A 17398-nucleotide genomic window follows, 5' to 3' on the forward strand; every position below is an offset into this window, starting at 1 on the left:
ATGAAGAAGCTTTTGGTCATCCACGCGGGCCTCTCGCGCCCGTCGAGCACCGAGGCCGTCGCCCGTGACATCGCCGATGCGGTCGTGGCCCAGGTGAGCAAGCGCGGCGAGGGGCTCGAGGTGGAGCACGTCGCCATCCTCGACTACCTCCAGGACGTCACCACCTACTTCGCCACCGGCGTGCTCACCTCCAGGCTCGCCGCGCTGCACGAAAAGATTTCGCTTTCCGACGCCATGGTGGCCGCCACCCCGGTCTTCTCCGCCAGTTACTCGGGCATGTTCAAGATGTTCTTCGACACGCTCGACCCGAAGGCGCTGGTGGGAAAGCCCGTCATCATCGCCGCCACCGCGGGCACGCCCCGCCACAGCCTCGTCCTCGAGCACGCGCTGCGGCCGCTGTTCGCCTACCTGCGCGCGGTGGTCATGCCCACCGCCGTCTTCGCCGCGACCGCCGACTTCGGGGAGGAGACCGACCTGAATACCCGCATCGTGCGCGCGGCGGGCGAGCTGGCGGGCTACCTCGTTGACACCGCCGCCGTGGTGGGCTTCGGGCCCGACTTCACCCCGGACCGCGAGGAGGTGGAGACCGGCTCGCCGCTTCTCAAGTCGACCAGCCCGTTTGCCGACCTGCTGCGCGGACACGACGGCGGGGGACGCTAAGGGTTAGCCCTCTGGAGACTAGAATCTCGAGACATGGAATTTACCGCCCTTCCCGATCACGTCCGCGACGCCTTCCACGCCTCCGACAACGAGGCCAAGCAGCTCGGCATCGCCTGGGACTACGGCTGGCGCGTGGGCCCCATGGTCTTCTCCCAGGTCGCCCACCACGACCGCTGCGCCTGGTCCGCGCGGGTGCGCGAAACGCTCAAGCCCCAGGGCCTGCGCGTGGTGCGCCCGGTGCGCAGCGCGGACGGGCGGTTCACCAACGCCGGGTGGCGGGTCAACAGCTACGTGGCGGGCATCGTGACCAAGCGGGTCGACGAGACGGTCGCGGCGGCGCTGCGGCTCGACGAGGCCCTAGCAGAGGTCGAGATCCCGGACTCCTTCTACGAGGTCGACGAGTCCGACCTCTTCTCCATCGCCGATCACTGGGCCTGGTCGGACAACCCCTACGAGCGCGTCGAGTTCGACTGCTCGATCCCCGCGCAGGAAACCTCCGCCGAGCTGCTGGAGAAGACCTCGCGGCTGCTCAAGCCCATCGACGCCCCCGTCCAGGTGACCCACGCCGACATGTTCGGCACGACCATCTACGCGGGCACCCAGGCGCCCACCGTCACCGACCTCGTGGGGGTGGCACACCCGTTCGGATACACCGCCGCGCTCACCATCGTCGACGCGTTGACGATGGAGGCCACGGACGAGGCGATCATCGACCGCTTCTCCCACATTCCCCACATTGACCAGCTGCTTCTGCGCGCGCTGGCCTACCGCGTGTGCGTCCACGCGCTGCACCCGGAGGCGACCGCGAACACCGGCACCAACCTCAATTGGGTAGCGGGGGCGGTCATGTCGCGGGTGTCTGTCACACTGTAGGCATGGTTCAACCGGCGCCCATTCCCAAGGTCCATCTGGTCTCACCCTCTCGCCGCGATGCGCAGCGCGAGTGGGACAACGAGCTCTACCGCAACCCGGCGGGGCACTGGCGGCTGATCGGCACCGCGGGCAGCGGCGTCACCAGCCTCGTGTGCGACGTGGTCGCACGCAGGATCCGCGAGGGGCAGGACCCCTCCGAGATCCTCGTCATCGCCTCATCAAAGGCCGCGGCGGCGGGGTTGCGCCGGGGGATCGCGGACCGCATCGCGGACGTGGACTACACCTCGGCGTCCACGATGGTGCGCTCGGTGCACGCGGTGGCCTTTTCCATCCTCCGGCTCACCCTCGACGAGCAGCTGCGGCTCATCACCGGTGCCGAGCAGGACGCGGTGATCAGGGAGCTGCTCGAGGGCAACGCCGCAGAGCACACTGGTCAGTGGCCCGCGGATACCCGCGAGGCGCTCGAGCTGGTGGGCTTCGCCCGGGGTCTGCGCGACTTCCTCCTGCGCGCCGCCGAGCGCGGCCTCGGCCCGGACGACCTCGAGCGGCTGGGGGTGGAGTACTCGCGCCCGATGTGGGGTGCCGCCGGGGCCTTCCTGCGCGAGTACGAGTCGGTCATGTCGCTCTCGGACCGCCGCAGCCTGTCCGCCTCCGAGCTCGTCTCCGAGGTGTTGCTCGGCGAGGTGCCGGACCTGGGCTACCGCACGGTCATCGTCGACGACGCCCAGAACCTCGACCCCAAGTCGGCGCAGCTGGTGGCCTCGCTCATCGAGCGGGCGGACTTCTCCGTCATCGCGGGCGACCCCGATCAGAGCGTGTTCCACTTCCGCGGCGCCGACCCGGAGTTCCTGCTGCACCACCCCGTCGAGCACAAGCTGCGTTTGGACAAGAGCTTCCGCGCGCCGGAGGCCGCGGGCTACATCCTGTCCACCGAGACCGCCCAGTGGGAGTTCGCCGCGGACATCCTGCGCCGCGAGCACCTGCTCGAGGGCGTGCCGTGGAAGGACATGGCGGTGGTGGTCCGATCCCAGTCCGCCATCTCCTCGGTGCGCCGCGCGCTGCTCGCCTCGGGTGTGCCGGTCCACGTGGACCCGACCGACGTGGTGCTGGCGAACCAGCGCATCGTCTCCTCGCTGCTCCTGGCGGTGCGCGCGCTGCACGAGCGGCTCACCCCGGCGGAGATCGAGGAGCTGGCGCTCGGCCCCATCGGCGGCGCCGATCCGGTCACCCTGCGCAGGCTCTACCGCGGCCTCCGGCTCGCCGAGCTGCGCCGCGGCGGCACGCGCCGGGCGGCGGAGATGCTCGAGCGGCTCGTGGTCGACGATCCCCGCTTCGCCGACGAGCGCGAGGAGCTCGAGGCGGACGCCCGGCAGGTGCTCACCGACCGCGAGCTGGCTATCTTGGCCCGCATCCGCGCGGTGCTGGACGCCGGGTACGCCGCCACGCGCCGGGGCGGGAGCGTGGAGGAGATCCTGTGGGCGCTGTGGGACGCCACGGGGCTGTCCGCCCACCTGCTGGCTGTCAGCCTGCGCGGCGGGGCCTCCGGCTCGCAGGCAGATAGGGATCTCGACTCGGTCATGGCCCTGTTCGACGCCGCAGGCGACTTCGTGGAGCGCCGGCCGAAGGCGTCGATAAGCGCCTTCATGCAGCACATCAACGAGCAGGAACTGCCCACGGGCGTGCGCGACAGGCGCCTGGCGGCGCCCGACGCGGTGCAGGTCCTAAGCGCGCACGGGACCGCGGCGAAGCAGTGGCAGGTGGTCATCGTCGCGGGCGTGCAGGAGGGCGCGTGGCCGTCGCTGGGGGAGACCGGCTCGCTGTTCGGGCAGGAGGAGTTGGTCGATCTCCTCGACGAGGGCATCGAGCCCGGCATTCCGGTCTCGCACTCCGCCGCGCGCCTGGCGGAGGAGAAGCGCCTGTTCCACCTCGCGTGCACGCGCGCCACGAAGCGGCTGGTGGTCACGGCGGTGGACACGCCCGAGGGTGACACGATCAGGGAGCCCTCGCGGTTCATGAAGGAGGTGCCCAACCTCAACTACCTCCTCGACGAGGATGTCGAGGGGCCGTCGTCGGATGCGGTGGGCGAGACGCCTGTGGAGGAAGCGAGCTACGTGCGCCTGCTCTCCGTTCCCAGCATCGTCGCCGAGCTGCGCCGCGTGCTGGCGGGCGCCGGGGACGAGAAGGACCGCGAGCAGGCTGCGCGCCAACTGGCCAAGCTCGCAGAGGCGGGCGTGCCGGGTGCGGACCCGAGCAGCTGGTGGGGTACCCGCGGGACCAGCGAAAACGAGGAACTCGACGTGCGCGCGATCTCCCCGTCGCTGGTGGAGACGGGCCTGGAGTGCCCGATGCGGGCCTCGCTCTCGCGCGTGCGCCTCGACTCCGAGAACACGCTGGCGATGATGCGCGGCACCCTCGTGCACGCCTACGCCGAGGCTGTGGCCTCGGGCGTGCCCGTGGAGGCGGGGCGGCCGCTCGTGCGCTCCGCCTACGAGTCCATCCTGGGCTTGCCCTCCTGGATGATCGGCACGGCGCTCGAGGCCTGGGACGCGATGATCGCCAAGCTGGAGCACTGGCTGGAGGTCAATGCCGCCCGCTACGAGCTGGTGGGAACCGAGGTCCCGGTTCGCGTGGATGTCGGCGACGGCGTCACCATCTCCGGGCGCATCGACCGCCTCGAGCGCGATAAGGAGGGGCTGCGGATCCTCGATATCAAGACCGCGGGGAAGGCGATGAGCTTCGAGGACGCAAGCCGACACATGCAGCTGGCGACCTACCAGCTGGCGCTGAGCAAGGGTGAGGTCGTCACAGGCGAGGACGGCCGCGCCGCCATCGTGAGCGGATCCGGGCTCGAGGTCGATCAGGGGCAGCTCGTCTACCCCGGAACGGACTCCAAGTCTCTGACGACCAGGGAGCAGGCGAGGAAGACCCCGGAGGAGCTGGCAGAGCTCAACGCCCGGCTCCCGCTGCTTTTGAAGGAGCTGCGCGGCCCGCATTTCGTGGCCCGCGTGAACCCGAACTGCAAGCACTGCGACTACCAGAACATCTGCCCAGCCCGGACCACCGGAAGGATGACCCCACAGTGACCACCAAGCCAGTCGTGGACCCGATCGAGCTCTCGAAGCTCCTGGGCCAGAAGTTCCCGCCCACGCCGCAGCAGGCCGCCGTCATCAGCGCCGAGCTCGGCCCGATGCTCGTGGTGGCGGGCGCGGGCGCGGGCAAGACCGAGACCATGGCCGCCCGAGTGGTGTGGCTCGTGGCCAACGGGCTGATCCGCCCCGACCAGGTGCTTGGCCTGACCTTCACCAGGAAGGCAGCCCAGCAGCTGGGCCAGCGCATCCGAGACCGCCTCGAGCGGCTGGCGGGCATCGAGGAGCTCCCCGACCTCGACCCCACCGGCGAGCTGGCCCACTCGCTGCAGGCGATCACCCCGCAGGTGGCCACCTACGACTCCTTTGCGGGCACCCTTATGCGCGAGTTCGGGCTGCTCCTGCCGATGGAGCCCACCTCCCGCATGATCAACGCCACCGAGCTCTACCAGCGGGCGCACCGCATCGTGTCCACCTACTCGGGCACCGTCTCCACCACCAACGGCCTAGATGATGTCATCAAGAAGGTCTTGGCGCTGTCCTCCGAGATGGACAACCACATGGTCTCGCCCGCGGACATCGCCGAGGAGACCTACCCCTTCGTCCGGCTCTTCGACGAGCTGCCCACCGCCAACGGTAAAGCGGCCGCGTTAACCAGGGACCAAAATAAATGGCGCGATGCCCAGCTGCTGCGCGTCGAGCTGCTCGACCTCGTGCGCCTGCTCAAGGAGGACCTGGCGGAGAACAAGCTCATCACCTTCGGCGAGCAGATGTCGCTGGCGGCCAGGCTCGCGGAGAGCAACCCGGCCGTGGGCGAGCAGCTGCGCCGCCGCTTCAAGGTGGTCATGCTCGACGAGTACCAAGACACCAGCCACGCCCAGCGCGTGCTCCTGCGCAGCCTGTTCGCCGGGAGCGCCGTGACCGCCGTGGGCGACCCGATGCAGTCCATCTACGGCTGGCGCGGAGCGACCGCGGCCAACCTCGAGCGCTTCGTCACCGACTTCGCGGCGGGGGAAGAGCCAGCGCCGAAGAAGGAGCTCACCGTGAGCTTCCGCAACCCGCCGGAGGTCCTCGACCTCGCCAACCGGGTCTCGGCCACCGTCCTAGAAAAGCCGGGCCACGGCCCGCGCACCGTCGCCCCGCTCTCGCCCCGCCCGGGGGCAGGCGAGGGCACGGTTGAGCTGGCCTTCTTCGAGACCGAGGACGATGAGCTGGGGTTCGTCGCCGAGCAGATGGCCGAGGAATACTCCCGCCGCGGGGAGAAGGAGAAACCCTTCACGGCGGCGGTGCTCGTGCGCAAGAACAGCCAGGCGCAGCCGATCGCCGAGGCCCTTGCCGCGCGCGGCGTGCCGGTCGAGGTGGTGGGTACGTCGGGGCTGGTCGACGTGCCTGAGATCCAGGACCTCATCGCCGCCGCCACCATGCTCGTGCGCCCCTGGGACTCCGCGGCCGCGATGCGCCTGCTCATGGGCCCTCGCGTGGGGCTGGGCGTCAACGACCTCAAGGCGCTTGCCGCCCGCGCCGCCAACCTCTCCGGCCGCAGCACCGAGCGGGTCGTGTACTCGAACGACCCCTTAGAGCGCCTCGAGCAGATCATCGCCGAGCAGCAGGCCCAGGAGCCGGAGACCGTCGTGGGGCTCGCGGACGCCCTCGCCGACCTGGGCGAGCCCGAGCGTTACTCGGAGGAGGGATACGCGCGGCTGAAGGAGTTCGCCTCCATCCTGCGCTACCTGCGCACTTACTGCCTGGGGCAGTCGCTGCCGGATCTCTTCGCCGACATCGAGAACCAGCTGGGCCTCCGCACCGAGGTGCTCACCCGCCAGGACCCCCACGCCGACGGCGCGGTGGGCACGAGCCAGCTCATGCGCTTCTTCGACGTCGTGGCCGAGTTCGCCGCGGTGCCCGGGGCGACGCTGCCCGCGTTCCTCGACTACCTCGCGCTCTCCCGCGATCAGGAGGACGGGCTCGCCCCCGCCGAGGTGCAGGTTCGTTCCGACCGGGTGCAGGTGCTCACCATCCACAAGGCCAAGGGCCTCGAGTGGGATATCGTCTCGGTTCTCGGAACGGACTCCAACACCTACAAGGCCAAGGCGGAGACCTGGCTGACCATGCCCGACAAGATCCCCTCCACCCTGCGCGGGGACGCGGCGGAATCACCCACGGAGACGGGCGCTCCGGTGCTCGACCTCACGGAGGTGGAAAACCGCACCGAGCTCACCAAGGCCATCAAGGAGCACCTCGACGACCACCGCAACGCCTCCGCCGAGGAGTCCACGCGGCTTTTCTACGTGGCGCTCACCCGCTCCGAGCGTCGGCTCATGGTCACAGCGCACGGCAAGACCGGAACCAAGAAGGGCGTGCAGCCCTACGAGAACCTCGCGCTCCTGCGCGACACCGCCCCCGAGCGGGTCGTGGAGTGGTACGAGGGGGAGGTCGGCTCCGACGGTTCGGACGCCTCCGCCCCGCCCGAGGGGATCTTCCAGTCCGGCTGGAACCCGCGCGGTATGGAGGAGGTCCGCGCCGCCATGGCCGACCTGCCGGAGCTCAGCCGGGAGAAGGAGATCTACACCACCTGGGAAAAGGAGGTCGCGGCATTGATCGAGGAGTACTCCGCGGCCCAGGCCCCGGTCGTGGAGGTGGAGCTGTCCAGGGAGTTGACGGCAACGGACATGGTCGCGCTCAAGGACAACCCGGAGCAGTTTGCCAGGCGCCAGCGGCGCCCCGTCCCGTTCAAGCCGAACACCTACGCCAAGCGCGGCACCGCCTTCCACCAGTGGCTGGAGGACCGCGCGGGCGCCACGGCGCTGCTGGACGTCGACGAGCTCCCGGGCATCGACGAGGAGCTGGGCGACGCCGACCTCGCAGCGCTCAAGGAGGCCTTCCTCGCCTCGGAGTGGGCGGACAGGGCGCCGAAGTTCGTCGAGCACCCCTTCGAGGTGTCCATCGGCGGGATCATCGTGCGCGGCCGCATGGACGCCGTCTTCCAGTCGGAGGAGGGGCGCTGGCAGATCATCGACTGGAAGACCGGCCACCGTCCCACCGCCGCGCAGATGCTCGCGACCCGGATCCAGCTGGCCGTCTACCGGCTCGCCTGGTCGCGCCTGAAGGGCGTCGCGGAGGCGGATATCGACGCGGCCTTCTACTACGTGATGGACGGCGAGCTGGTGTCTCCGCCCGACCTGCCGGGTGAGGAGGAGCTGGCCAGGCTTCTGAAGGAGTCGAGCTCCGAGCCGTCGGGGCAGTAGTATGACAGAATACGTCTGGCGTCGGCGCCCAGCTGGCTGCCTCGTGCACGCCCTGCCCCTCAACCTCGAAATGTGATTTCCCATGGCCAACCGCTACCTGCAGCGATTCAACCGGGTCGACGAGCTCAACGACCTGCCGGAGCACTCGCTCCTGCACGTCATCGGCCTGCCCAGCAGGGGAGTGGCCAGCCCGGTCAAGCTCATTGCGCAGCGCTTCGCCTACGCGTTGGGGCTGGTCATCGCGGTGGCGCTCATCGTGTACTTCGACAAGGGGGGCTACACGGAGCCGCTGACCTTCATCGACGCCCTGTACTACTCGGCCGTGTCGCTGTCGACCACCGGCTACGGCGACATCACACCCATCACGCAGCAGGCGCGCTTGCTCAACATCATCATCATTACCCCGTTGCGCCTGCTGTTCGTCGTCCTCTTGGTCGGCACGACGCTGTCGGTGCTCACGGAGGAGTCGCGGAAAGCGTGGCAGATTCAGCGCTGGAGGAAACGCATGCGTAATCACACCGTCGTCATCGGTTACGGCACGAAGGGCCGCTCGGCGGTCGCTGCTTTGCTTGCCGACGGAGTCCTGCCCAAGGACATCGTGGTCGTGGATACGGATCAGACCGCCCTGGAGATCGCGAACAATGCCGGGCTGGTCACAGTGACCGGCTCGGCCACGAAGTCCGACGTCCTGCGCCTGGCCGGAGTGCCCAAGGCGAAAGCCGTGGTCGTGGCCCCGAACCTCGACGACACCGCGGTGCTGGTCACCCTATCCGTGCGCGAGCTGGCGCCCGCCGCGTGGATCGTGGCGAGCGTGCGCGAGTCGGAGAACCAGCACCTGCTCGAGCAGTCCGGCGCCGACTCGGTGGTCATCTCCTCAGAGACCGCGGGCCGCATGCTGGGCCTTGCCACCGTCACGCCGAGTGTCGTGGAGATGATGGAGGACCTGCTCTCCCCGGACGAAGGCTTCTCCGTCGCCGAGCGCCTCGTCGCCGAGGACGAGGTCGGCGCCAATCCGCGTCACCTCGCCGACATCGTGCTGGGTGTCGTCCGCTCCGGCGAGCTCTACCGCATCGACTCCCCCGAGGCCGAGACCGTCGAGCCCGGCGATCGCCTCCTGTACGTCCGCCGCGTCTTCGGCGAGGACGAGGAGAAGTAGAATCGCCTCCATGAGCAATACTTGCTTGCTTTTCGATGCCTCCGGCCAGATCGCACACCAGGGCCTCGCGCCGGTGCTCAGCCCTGAGCGCGACGATCTCCCCGCGTACCCCATCGGCGATGGGCTGGTCGTCCAGCGCTTGAAGGAGACCCGCACCGAACCCGAGTGGCACCGGCCGACCGACCGGCTCGCGGTCTACGCGTTGGGAGTCCTCGGCTTCCGCGAGCGCACCCTCGTGGACCCCGTGAGCGGCGGCGCCCTCAACTTTGAGCAGCCCACCGTCGGACGCACCAGCGAGGGCGCGATGGTCTTCCCCCGCATCGACCCGGCCGTCATCGGGCGCATCGAGCTCAAGGACGAGGAACGCATCCTGCTTGGCCGCAACACGCTGCGCCCGGACTTCTACTCGCTCATCGCTGGCTACGTCGACCTCGGCGAGACCTTCGAGGAGGCCATGTCCCGGGAGGCCATGGAGGAGGCGGGCCGCAGGATCGAGGACATCGAGTACAAGGCCAGCCAGCCGTGGCCCTACTCGGGCTCGCTCATGGTGGGCATGTCGGCGACCACCGAGGACGAGCACCCCGTCGCCGAGACCGACGGAGAGCTGGCCGACGTCGTGTGGGCCAGCCGCGACGACATCGAGCAGAACAAGTACCCCCTTCCGCGGAAGGGATCCATCGCGCTACGACTCATTGGGGAGTGGATGAACGAGTGAGCGTCGACCTTCGAGACCTCGACTCCGACCAACTTCAGGCGGCCACCGCGCCGCGCGGGCCCGTCGCCATCCTCGCGGGCGCCGGCACCGGCAAGACCCGCACGATCACCTATCGCATCGCCCACCTCATTGACCAGGGCTTCGCCAGCCCCGGCCGCGTCCTCGCGGTGACCTTCACCAACCGAGCGGCGGGCGAGATGCGCCACCGTCTGGGCCTCATGGGCATCGGTGGGGTGCAGGCGCGCACCTTCCACGCCGCCGCGCTGCGCCAGCTGCGCTACTTCTGGCCGCAGGTCGCAGGCGATCTCCCGTGGCGACTCATCGATAACAAGTTCTCGCTGGTCGGTCGAGCCGCCCGCTCGCTGGGGATCGCCACCGACACCGAAAACATCCGCGACCTGCTCGGCGAGATCGAGTGGGCCAAGGCCACGCTCATCGCCCCCGACGGCTACGCCGAGCGCGCCCAAAACCGCAAGACGCCGGAGCCGCCTGATAAGGTCGCCGAGGTCTACCGCCGCTACGAGGAGCTCAAGACCACGCCCGAGGGCATCGGCCTCGACTTCGACGACCTCCTCCTGCACACCGCGGGCGCGCTCGAGAACTCCTCGGCCATCGCGGAGGAGTTCCGCGAGCAGTACCGCACCTTCGTCGTCGACGAGTACCAGGACGTCACCCCGCTCCAGCAGCGGGTGCTCGACGCCTGGCTGGGCGAACGTGACGACCTCACCGTCGTCGGCGACGCCAACCAGACCATCTACTCGTTCACCGGCGCTACCCCGGACTACCTGCTCAACTTCTCCCGGAAGTACCCGCACGCGACCGTCGTCAAGCTGCAGCGCGACTACCGATCCACGCCGCAGGTGACCAACCTCGCCAACGAGGTCATCGGCAAGGCCACCGGGCGCGTGGCGGGCACCCGCCTCAAGCTCCAAGGCATGCGGCCAGCCGGTCCCGACCCGGAGTTCGACTCCTACGAGGACGAGCCGAGCGAGGCCCGTGCCGTGGCGGGCCGGATCCGATCGCTGCTGGACAAGGGCGTGCCCGCGCACGAGATCGCCGTGCTCTACCGCATCAACGCCCAGTCCGCGACCTTCGAGCAGGCGCTGGCCGACGCGGGCATCGTCTACCAGGTCCGCGGCGGCGAGGAGTTCTTCCAGCGCGCCGAGATCCGCCAGGCCATCAGCCAGCTCGTGCGCGTCGCCCAGATCGATGGGCTCGCGGGCGGCGAGCGCCTGACCAAGGTCGTCGCGGCCGCCCTCGCGCCGCTGGGGCTTACCGACACCGAGCCGGAGGGCGCCCAGGCGCGCGAGCGCTGGCAGTCCCTCAAGGCGCTGGCCGAGCTCAGCGAGGAACTCGTGGTGGCCACCCCGGACCTCGACCTCAACGGGCTGCTGCGCAAGCTCCAGGAGCGCGCCGCAGCCAAGCACCCGCCGACGATGGAGGGCGTGACCTTAGCCTCGCTGCACGCGGCCAAGGGCCTGGAGTGGGACGCGGTGTTCCTGGTCGGGCTCACCGACGGCATGCTGCCGATCACCCACGCCATCAAGGCAGGTCAGGAGCAGATCGAGGAGGAGCGCCGCCTGTTCTACGTCGGCGTCACCCGCGCGCGCGAGTACCTCTACCATTCCTACGCGAAGGCGCGCCAGGAGGGCGGGCGCGCCAACCGCAAGCGCTCGCGCTTCCTCGACGGCATCGTCGCCGACCCGGACGCCGTCACCACCAGCCGCAGGCCGCGCACCCAGCGCTGCCGCGTGTGCGGCAAGCCGCTCGAGACGCCCACCGCCAAGGTGCTCGGCCGCTGCGAGGACTGCCCCTCGGACGCGGGCGAGGGCGTCTTCGAGGCGCTGCGCCAGTGGCGGCTCGCCACGGCCACGGAGAACCAGGTCCCGGCCTACATCGTCTTCACCGACGCCACGCTCATGGCGCTCGCCGAGGCCATGCCGGAGTCGCTCGAGGAGATGCTCAGCGTGTCCGGGATCGGGCCGGTAAAGGTGCAGAACTTCGGCGAGGAGGTCCTCGAGGTGCTCGAGCAGTTCCGCTAGGGGGCGTCCTCGATGGGCAGCAGGTCCTGCGAGGAGCACAGCGGACACAGCGCGAGCGGCTCGACGATCCGCTCCTCCACGGCACCGTCGTAGGGGCTGAGCCTAAGGAGCAGCCCCGGGCGCGGGCGTTCGACGTGCATGCCCGGCGCTGGCGTCTGCGAGTAGAGCCCGTGGATGACGGCCGCGACCTTGACGGCGAGCAGGTGCTCGCACAGCGGGTCGAAACGCATCGACGGCCCCAGCTGCGCCCGCAACACGCGCGCCTCGGGGTCCCGCCGGAGCTCGGCGAGGTCGGTGCAGTACGGGCATGGCCCCTCGCCGTCGATGCGCAGGGGGCCGACCTCCACCATGCCGTCCTCCACGCGGGCCGGGATGATGGTGGGTCGGTCGGCGAGGAACACCGAGCGCCCGGCGAACAGCGCGTGGAAGCCGATGACCACCACGGGCACGTCCGACTCGAGGCGGTTGAGGAAGTTGCCGTCGGGCTCGCCGCGCGAGGGGCTGCGCACCCAGATTCCGGTCTCGGCGAGGACGGTGCGCAGGATCGAGGAGGACGCCGACGCCCCCACGACCGCGACGGGGCGCGGCGGCTGGTGGACCCGCAGGATGCCGTGGGCGAGGAGGTCGTCGATGAGGGTGGCCGCGGCCACCTCGTCGAGCCCCGCCCGCTCGAGCTTCCCGTGCAGCCCCGTGGCGGGCATCCGGCAGGCGGCGAGCGCCGCCGCGACCGGGGCGATGGCGTGCTTGGGCAGCAGCGCGATGCCCGAGCGCGTGGAGTCGGTGCCGAACTGAATCCCGTGCGGCGGGCGCAGCAATATGCGCGCGTTCCTGCTCAGCACCAGCCTGGTCGTGATATCCAGATCCCCCACGGCTTTCCCCCCTTTTGAAACCCCGTGCGCCCTCATTTCACCACAGGTGCGGGGAGGTTACAATGCCTAGTCATGCAGGTTCCCCCACAGGTCGAGGTGATCCGCTCCGCGCGGCGCTCCAAGACTGTCTCCGCCAGGCTGGTCGACGATCGCATCCAAGTCCGCGTCCCCGCGCGCATGAGCCGTGCCGACGAGCAAAAAGTGGTGGCCGAGCTGGTGGCCAAGGTCATGGCCAAGCACACCGCGTCGAGCTACACCGACGAGGAGCTCCAGGCCCGCGCCGAGCGCCTCAACCGCGATGTGCTGGACGGCCGAGCCCGCATCGGCAGCATCCGCTGGGTGACCAACCAGAACCGCCGGTGGGGCAGCTGCACCACCGCCACCGGCGACATCCGCATCTCCCACCGGCTTCAGCAGGTGCCCGACTACGTCCTCGACTCGGTCATCGTCCACGAGCTGGTGCACACCTTCGTCGCCGACGGCCACAGCGCCACCTTCTGGGCATTCGCCGACCGCGCCCCGCAGGCCGAGCGGGCCAAGGGCTACCTCGAGGCGTACCAGCGATTCGGGCCACAGGAATCGGCTGGGTCGAACTGAATCAGTCGAGCTCACGGAAGAAAATACCCCAGGGGGGTATCAAAAATCCGTGAGTTCGACCGAATGAGTTCGACCGGGCGGCAAAAGGTCGACTTCACACGGAAGACTTCAGTCCCAAAAATACCCCCACAGGGTATCAATTTTGGGTGAAGTCTTCCGACTGAAGTCGAAAAAGCCGGACGCAGCGCGCCCGGCCCATGCACACGACCAACTAGGAGTCAGAATCAGACTCCGGGTCGGTGGGATTCTCCTTCGACTCCGGATCCTCCTCCTTCGCCTCGTTGGCCAGCATCTCCTCGAGCGCCGTGATCTCGGCGATCGGGTCGAAGTCGTCGGTGGAGGCGGAGTCGAGCAGGCCGTCGATGAACTCGGCGGAGTTGTCCAGGTCCTCGGCAACCGGCAGGAAGTCCGGGTGATCCCAGACCCGGTCGCGGCGGGAGGCCCCCACCGCCACCGTCACGCGGCGCCACAGCTCCTGGGCCTCGGCGACCTTCGGGGCCGCGAACTCGATGCCCACCACGGAGGAGAAGGCCTTCTCGGCCGAGCCGCCGGTAGCGCGGCGGCGGCGCCACGCCTCGTTGAGCGCCTGGGTGGCGGGCACGCGCTCGCCCATGGCCTCGGTGACCACGTACTCGACCCAGCCCTCGATGAGCGCGAGCAGCGTCTCCAGGCGGGAGACCGCGCCGGCGTTGCGGGAGCTGATGCGCGGGGACATGTCCATGCCCTGCAGGCGCTGCATGGCGTCCTGGATCGCGCTCGGGTCGCCGGACTCGAGGTTGAGCTCACGCATGGCCTCCTCCACGTGCGAGGTGTCGATGACCAAGCCGGAGGCGTACTCCTCGACGGAGGACACCAGCCGCTCGATGAGCCACGGCACGTGCTTGAACAGGCGCTGGCGGGCGGCCTCGCGGGCGGCGAGGTAGACCAGCGCCTCCTGCTCGGAGACCCCGAGCGAGCCGGAGACGTGCGCGAGGTTCTTCGGCAGGATGGCCGTCACACCGGCCGGCGCGATGGGCAGGCCGAAGTCAGAACCCGTGAGCGCCTGGGAGGCCAGATCACCCAGCGCGTTACCCAGCTGCATGCCGAAGTTCATGCCCGACATCTGGCTCATCATGTGGATCATCGGCCCGACCATCTCGCGCGCCTCCTCAGGCAGCGACTCCATCTGGGCGTTGTTCATGTTCTCCGCGACGGGGGTGACCATGCGCTTCCACATCGGCAGCGTCTTGGTCAGCCACTCCTCCTCGTTCCATGCCTCGACCTTGTTGCCGGAGGCGGGCAGGATCGTCGCGTCGTCTAACCACATCTCGACCATGCGGACGGCGTTTTCCACCGCCGAGCTATCCGAGGCGCTCATCGCCGTGGGCTTGCCTATCTGCTGGCGCGCGATGCGCTCGGCGAGTGCGTAATTAACGGGGCCTTGGCCGTCGGGGGAGTTCATACTCGATCCCATGCCCGAGAGCATCTGGCCGAACTGGTTGAGCATGTCGCCCAGCCCGCCCGCGCCGAAGGGGTTATTCGAGTTGCGGCCGTCGCGATCGTCATCGTCGTCGTTGCCGCCGAAGTTAAAGGAAAAGCCAAAGCCGTTAGAGTTCATGCCCTTAACCTACCTGTGTCGGAGGGTTCTTAGCCATCAAAAAGCAACGCTGTCAGCGAACAGCGCTTCTCGACGGCCAGAGGCGGGAAACCGTAGGCGTCGAGAAGCGAAAGCGGAAGGCGATGTACCCTTGTTATTCGTGAATCGACGTTTGCGCACAATCTCCTTCGGCGCCATCCCCCTGCTGCTGCTCACCGGCTTGGTCACCTTCGACCACATCCCGGGCACGAGCGTGAGCCTGACGGTGCCGTACGCCGCCGAGGGGCCGGGGCCTACGTTCAACACGCTGGGCGAGTACGACGGCAAGCAGGTCGTGGACATCCAGGGAACGGAGCTCGACCCCACCACCGGCAACCTCAACATGACCACGGTGAGCGTGCGCTCGAACATGACGCTCATGCAGGCGATGGGGCGCTGGCTGTTTAATAAGGACACGCTCGTGCCCATCGAGCAGGTTTTCCCGCAGGACCAGACCGAGGAGCAGGTCACCCAGGCCAACCAGGAGGCCTTCTCCACTTCGGAGGCGTCGGCGACGATCGCCGCGATGAACTACCTCCATCTGCCCGTGAGCACGAAGGTGGCCCAGACCGTCGACGGCTCGCCCGCGGCCGACGCGCTGCAGGAAGGCGACCTCATCACCGCCATCGACGGCGACTCGAAGGCGACCCCGGCGCAGGTCGTCGAGGCGGTCCAGTCGAAGAAGCCGGGCGACGAGATCACCCTCGGCGTCGAGCGCGACGGCCAGCAGCTGGAGGAGAAGGTCACGCTTGCCTCCAACCCGCACGACGACAAGACCGCCTTCCTCGGCGCCTCCATGGAGGCCGTGCCCGGCGGCGGCATCTCGGTGGACTACAACCTGGAGGACGTCGGCGGCCCGAGCGCGGGCATGATGTTTAGCCTCGCGGTCATCGACAAGCTCTCGCCCGGCGAGCTGACCGGCGGGAAGTTCGTCGCCGGCACCGGCACCGTCGACGACGAGGGAACCGTCGGCCCCATCGGCGGCATCACGCACAAGATCCAGGCCGCGCGCGACGCGGGCGCGGAGGTCTTCCTGGCGCCTGCCGACAACTGCGCGGAGGCGGCGAGCGAGGCGAAGGGGATCACGATCCTCAAGGTCTCCACGGTCTCCGACGCGATCGACCAGCTGACCAAGTACAACAACGGCGAGGACGCCGCCACCTGCAGCTAGGCGGGAAACCTAGGCGGGAAACTTAGGCCTTCTCGCCCTCGGAGGTGGTCGGGGCGGCCGAGGTCGACGGGCGCTCGGCCAGCCCCAGCTGGTAGATCCGCTCGGCCGGATCGATGTCGTCGGAGGAGACCATGTGCTGCAAGAGCACGCCCTTGTCGTTGTCCACGACGGTGATCACGGCGATGCTGCCGAGCGTGGACCAGCCGACCACCTTGTTGCCAGTGTCCTCCACCACGCGCGAGGAGCGCAGCTCGGTGAGCAGCTGCGTGGTCGACGCCGCCTTCGCGTCCGAGGCGAAGAACTGGAACTGTCCCACCTCGTCGCCCGAGCAGGCGACCGAGTCCTGCACCCCGTTGGGCGCGCACGAGTCGAACTGGTCGAACAGGCTCGCCGGCGCCAGCGAGGAGAACTTCTCCCGCGCGTCGTCGATCTCCTTTTGCTTGGAGCTGCTCGCCGAGGTGCGGCTGCCGGTGGTTTTCGTTTCGCTTGTCGACGCCTTCGGCTCGCTGGTCTGCGTCTCCGAGGAAGGCGTCGCGGCCTCCGACGACGCCGGGGTCTGTTCCGGCTGGCTCGGCTGCTCGTCGCTTCCCCCGCCGCAGGCGCTTAAGGTCAGCGCGCACGCTGTGCAGAGCAGGAGGATGCGGGGCTTAGGAGAAAGCACGGTGGGATCCTTCGCGAACTAGGGGAGTAAACACCCTCATACTAAACGCTGGTGTCCTCGTCGACATAACTGTTTTTAGTTTTGTTATCGCAGGTTATTGCTCGAACGTCGCGCGCAGCGCGAGGATGACGCCCGGCGCCACGCCCGGGCCGCCGCGCAGCTCGACCTTGTCCTCGCCGAAGGGCCCCATTTCGGCCAACTCCTCCTCGCTCGGGCGCAGCTGCAGCAGGGTGAGCTCGGCCTCGCCGCGCAGCACGCCCGAGTACAGCCGCGCGGGGCGGGGGGTGGGGTCCTCGGAGGAGGTGTCGCGGAAGGTGATCTCCTGGGCGAGGATCGCGCCGACGACCTGCTCGGGCCAGCTGATCCGCGAGATGTAGTCGCCGAGCTCCTCGGAGCCGGGGAGGATGGTGTCCGGCAGGGTGTCCTGGACGACGAGGGCGAGCGGCGCGTCATCGCCGTCGAGGCCGTCGGGCATGGCGTCGGCAAGCAAGAAGGAAGGAACGAGGGCGAACAGGGTGGGGGAGGCGTCCCAGCCCTCGGCGTGAACGAAGTCGACCGCCTCAAGCATGGCTTTGTTGAGTGCTTGGGGGGAGAGCTCGGGAGCGTTCATCCGTAAATCCTTATAGTCTCGTAGTAGCTACAACTGTCGTAGAGTAGGACAATACCCGTCCTGCTCGAAAACGTGCGGTCCCCGGGTTCGGGGCGCAC

General features: G+C 68.8%; 13 protein-coding genes. 9 read left to right on the forward strand and 4 right to left on the reverse strand.

Going from position 1 to position 17398, the window contains the following annotated elements:
* The 7 genes from B843_RS03225 (at position 1) to B843_RS03255 (ending at position 11777) form a co-directional block, all read left to right on the forward strand.
* A complete protein-coding gene (locus B843_RS03225; protein ID WP_025252087.1) occupies positions 1 to 660 on the forward strand; it encodes a CE1759 family FMN reductase in 660 nt (219 codons plus the stop codon).
* Positions 661 to 693: 33 nt separating this feature from the next.
* Complete coding sequence (locus tag B843_RS03230; RefSeq protein WP_025252088.1) at positions 694 to 1533, forward strand: TIGR02569 family protein; 840 nt, start codon at positions 694 to 696, stop codon at positions 1531 to 1533.
* Between the two features lie 2 nt (positions 1534 to 1535).
* Positions 1536 to 4616 (forward strand): ATP-dependent DNA helicase, encoded by a 3081-nt coding sequence (locus B843_RS03235; RefSeq protein ID WP_025252089.1) that lies wholly within the window; start codon positions 1536 to 1538, stop codon positions 4614 to 4616.
* Positions 4613 to 7864: an ATP-dependent DNA helicase gene (locus tag B843_RS03240; protein ID WP_025252090.1), complete on the forward strand. Its 3252-nt coding sequence runs from the start codon at positions 4613 to 4615 to the stop codon at positions 7862 to 7864. The genes B843_RS03235 and B843_RS03240 overlap by 4 nt, the downstream gene beginning before the upstream one ends.
* An 82-nt stretch (positions 7865 to 7946) precedes the next feature.
* Positions 7947 to 9020, forward strand: a complete 1074-nt coding sequence (locus tag B843_RS03245) for a potassium channel family protein (protein ID WP_051483435.1) — start codon at positions 7947 to 7949, stop codon at positions 9018 to 9020.
* A 10-nt stretch (positions 9021 to 9030) separates the two neighbouring features.
* Positions 9031 to 9735: an NAD(+) diphosphatase gene (locus tag B843_RS03250; RefSeq protein ID WP_081751620.1), complete on the forward strand. Its 705-nt coding sequence runs from the start codon at positions 9031 to 9033 to the stop codon at positions 9733 to 9735.
* Complete coding sequence (locus tag B843_RS03255; protein WP_025252093.1) at positions 9732 to 11777, forward strand: ATP-dependent DNA helicase UvrD2; 2046 nt, start codon at positions 9732 to 9734, stop codon at positions 11775 to 11777. Before B843_RS03250 ends, B843_RS03255 begins: the two co-directional genes overlap by 4 nt.
* Here the strand turns inward: B843_RS03255 and B843_RS03260 are convergent.
* Positions 11774 to 12646 (reverse strand): hypothetical protein, encoded by an 873-nt coding sequence (locus B843_RS03260; protein ID WP_155895081.1) that lies wholly within the window; start codon positions 12644 to 12646, stop codon positions 11774 to 11776. The genes B843_RS03255 and B843_RS03260 overlap by 4 nt on opposite strands.
* Before the next feature lie 72 nt (positions 12647 to 12718).
* Here B843_RS03260 and B843_RS03265 point away from each other — a divergent pair, with 72 nt between their 5' ends.
* On the forward strand, positions 12719 to 13243 hold the full coding sequence (locus B843_RS03265) for a M48 metallopeptidase family protein (RefSeq protein WP_025252095.1): 525 nt from the start codon (positions 12719 to 12721) through the stop codon (positions 13241 to 13243).
* A gap of 211 nt (positions 13244 to 13454) precedes the next feature.
* On the opposite strand, the gene B843_RS03270 is transcribed toward B843_RS03265, so the two are convergent.
* On the reverse strand, positions 13455 to 14840 hold the full coding sequence (locus B843_RS03270; RefSeq protein ID WP_025252096.1) for a zinc-dependent metalloprotease: 1386 nt from the start codon (positions 14838 to 14840) through the stop codon (positions 13455 to 13457).
* A gap of 139 nt (positions 14841 to 14979) precedes the next feature.
* On the opposite strand from B843_RS03270, the gene B843_RS03275 reads away from it, so the two are divergent.
* Positions 14980 to 16029, forward strand: coding sequence for a YlbL family protein (locus B843_RS03275; RefSeq protein WP_025252097.1), 1050 nt, complete (start codon positions 14980 to 14982; stop codon positions 16027 to 16029).
* Positions 16030 to 16051: 22 nt separating this feature from the next.
* Here the strand turns inward: B843_RS03275 and B843_RS03280 are convergent, their stop codons facing one another.
* Positions 16052 to 16690: a hypothetical protein gene (locus B843_RS03280; RefSeq protein ID WP_025252098.1), complete on the reverse strand. Its 639-nt coding sequence runs from the start codon at positions 16688 to 16690 to the stop codon at positions 16052 to 16054.
* A 94-nt stretch (positions 16691 to 16784) separates the two neighbouring features.
* The gene (locus B843_RS03285) at positions 16785 to 17300 is read right to left on the reverse strand and encodes a PPA1309 family protein (protein WP_025252099.1); all 516 of its coding nucleotides are present in this window, start codon (positions 17298 to 17300) and stop codon (positions 16785 to 16787) included.
* Positions 17301 to 17398 lie beyond the last annotated feature (98 nt).

This window comes from Corynebacterium vitaeruminis DSM 20294, from assembly GCF_000550805.1.
Taxonomy (GTDB): domain Bacteria; phylum Actinomycetota; class Actinomycetes; order Mycobacteriales; family Mycobacteriaceae; genus Corynebacterium; species Corynebacterium vitaeruminis.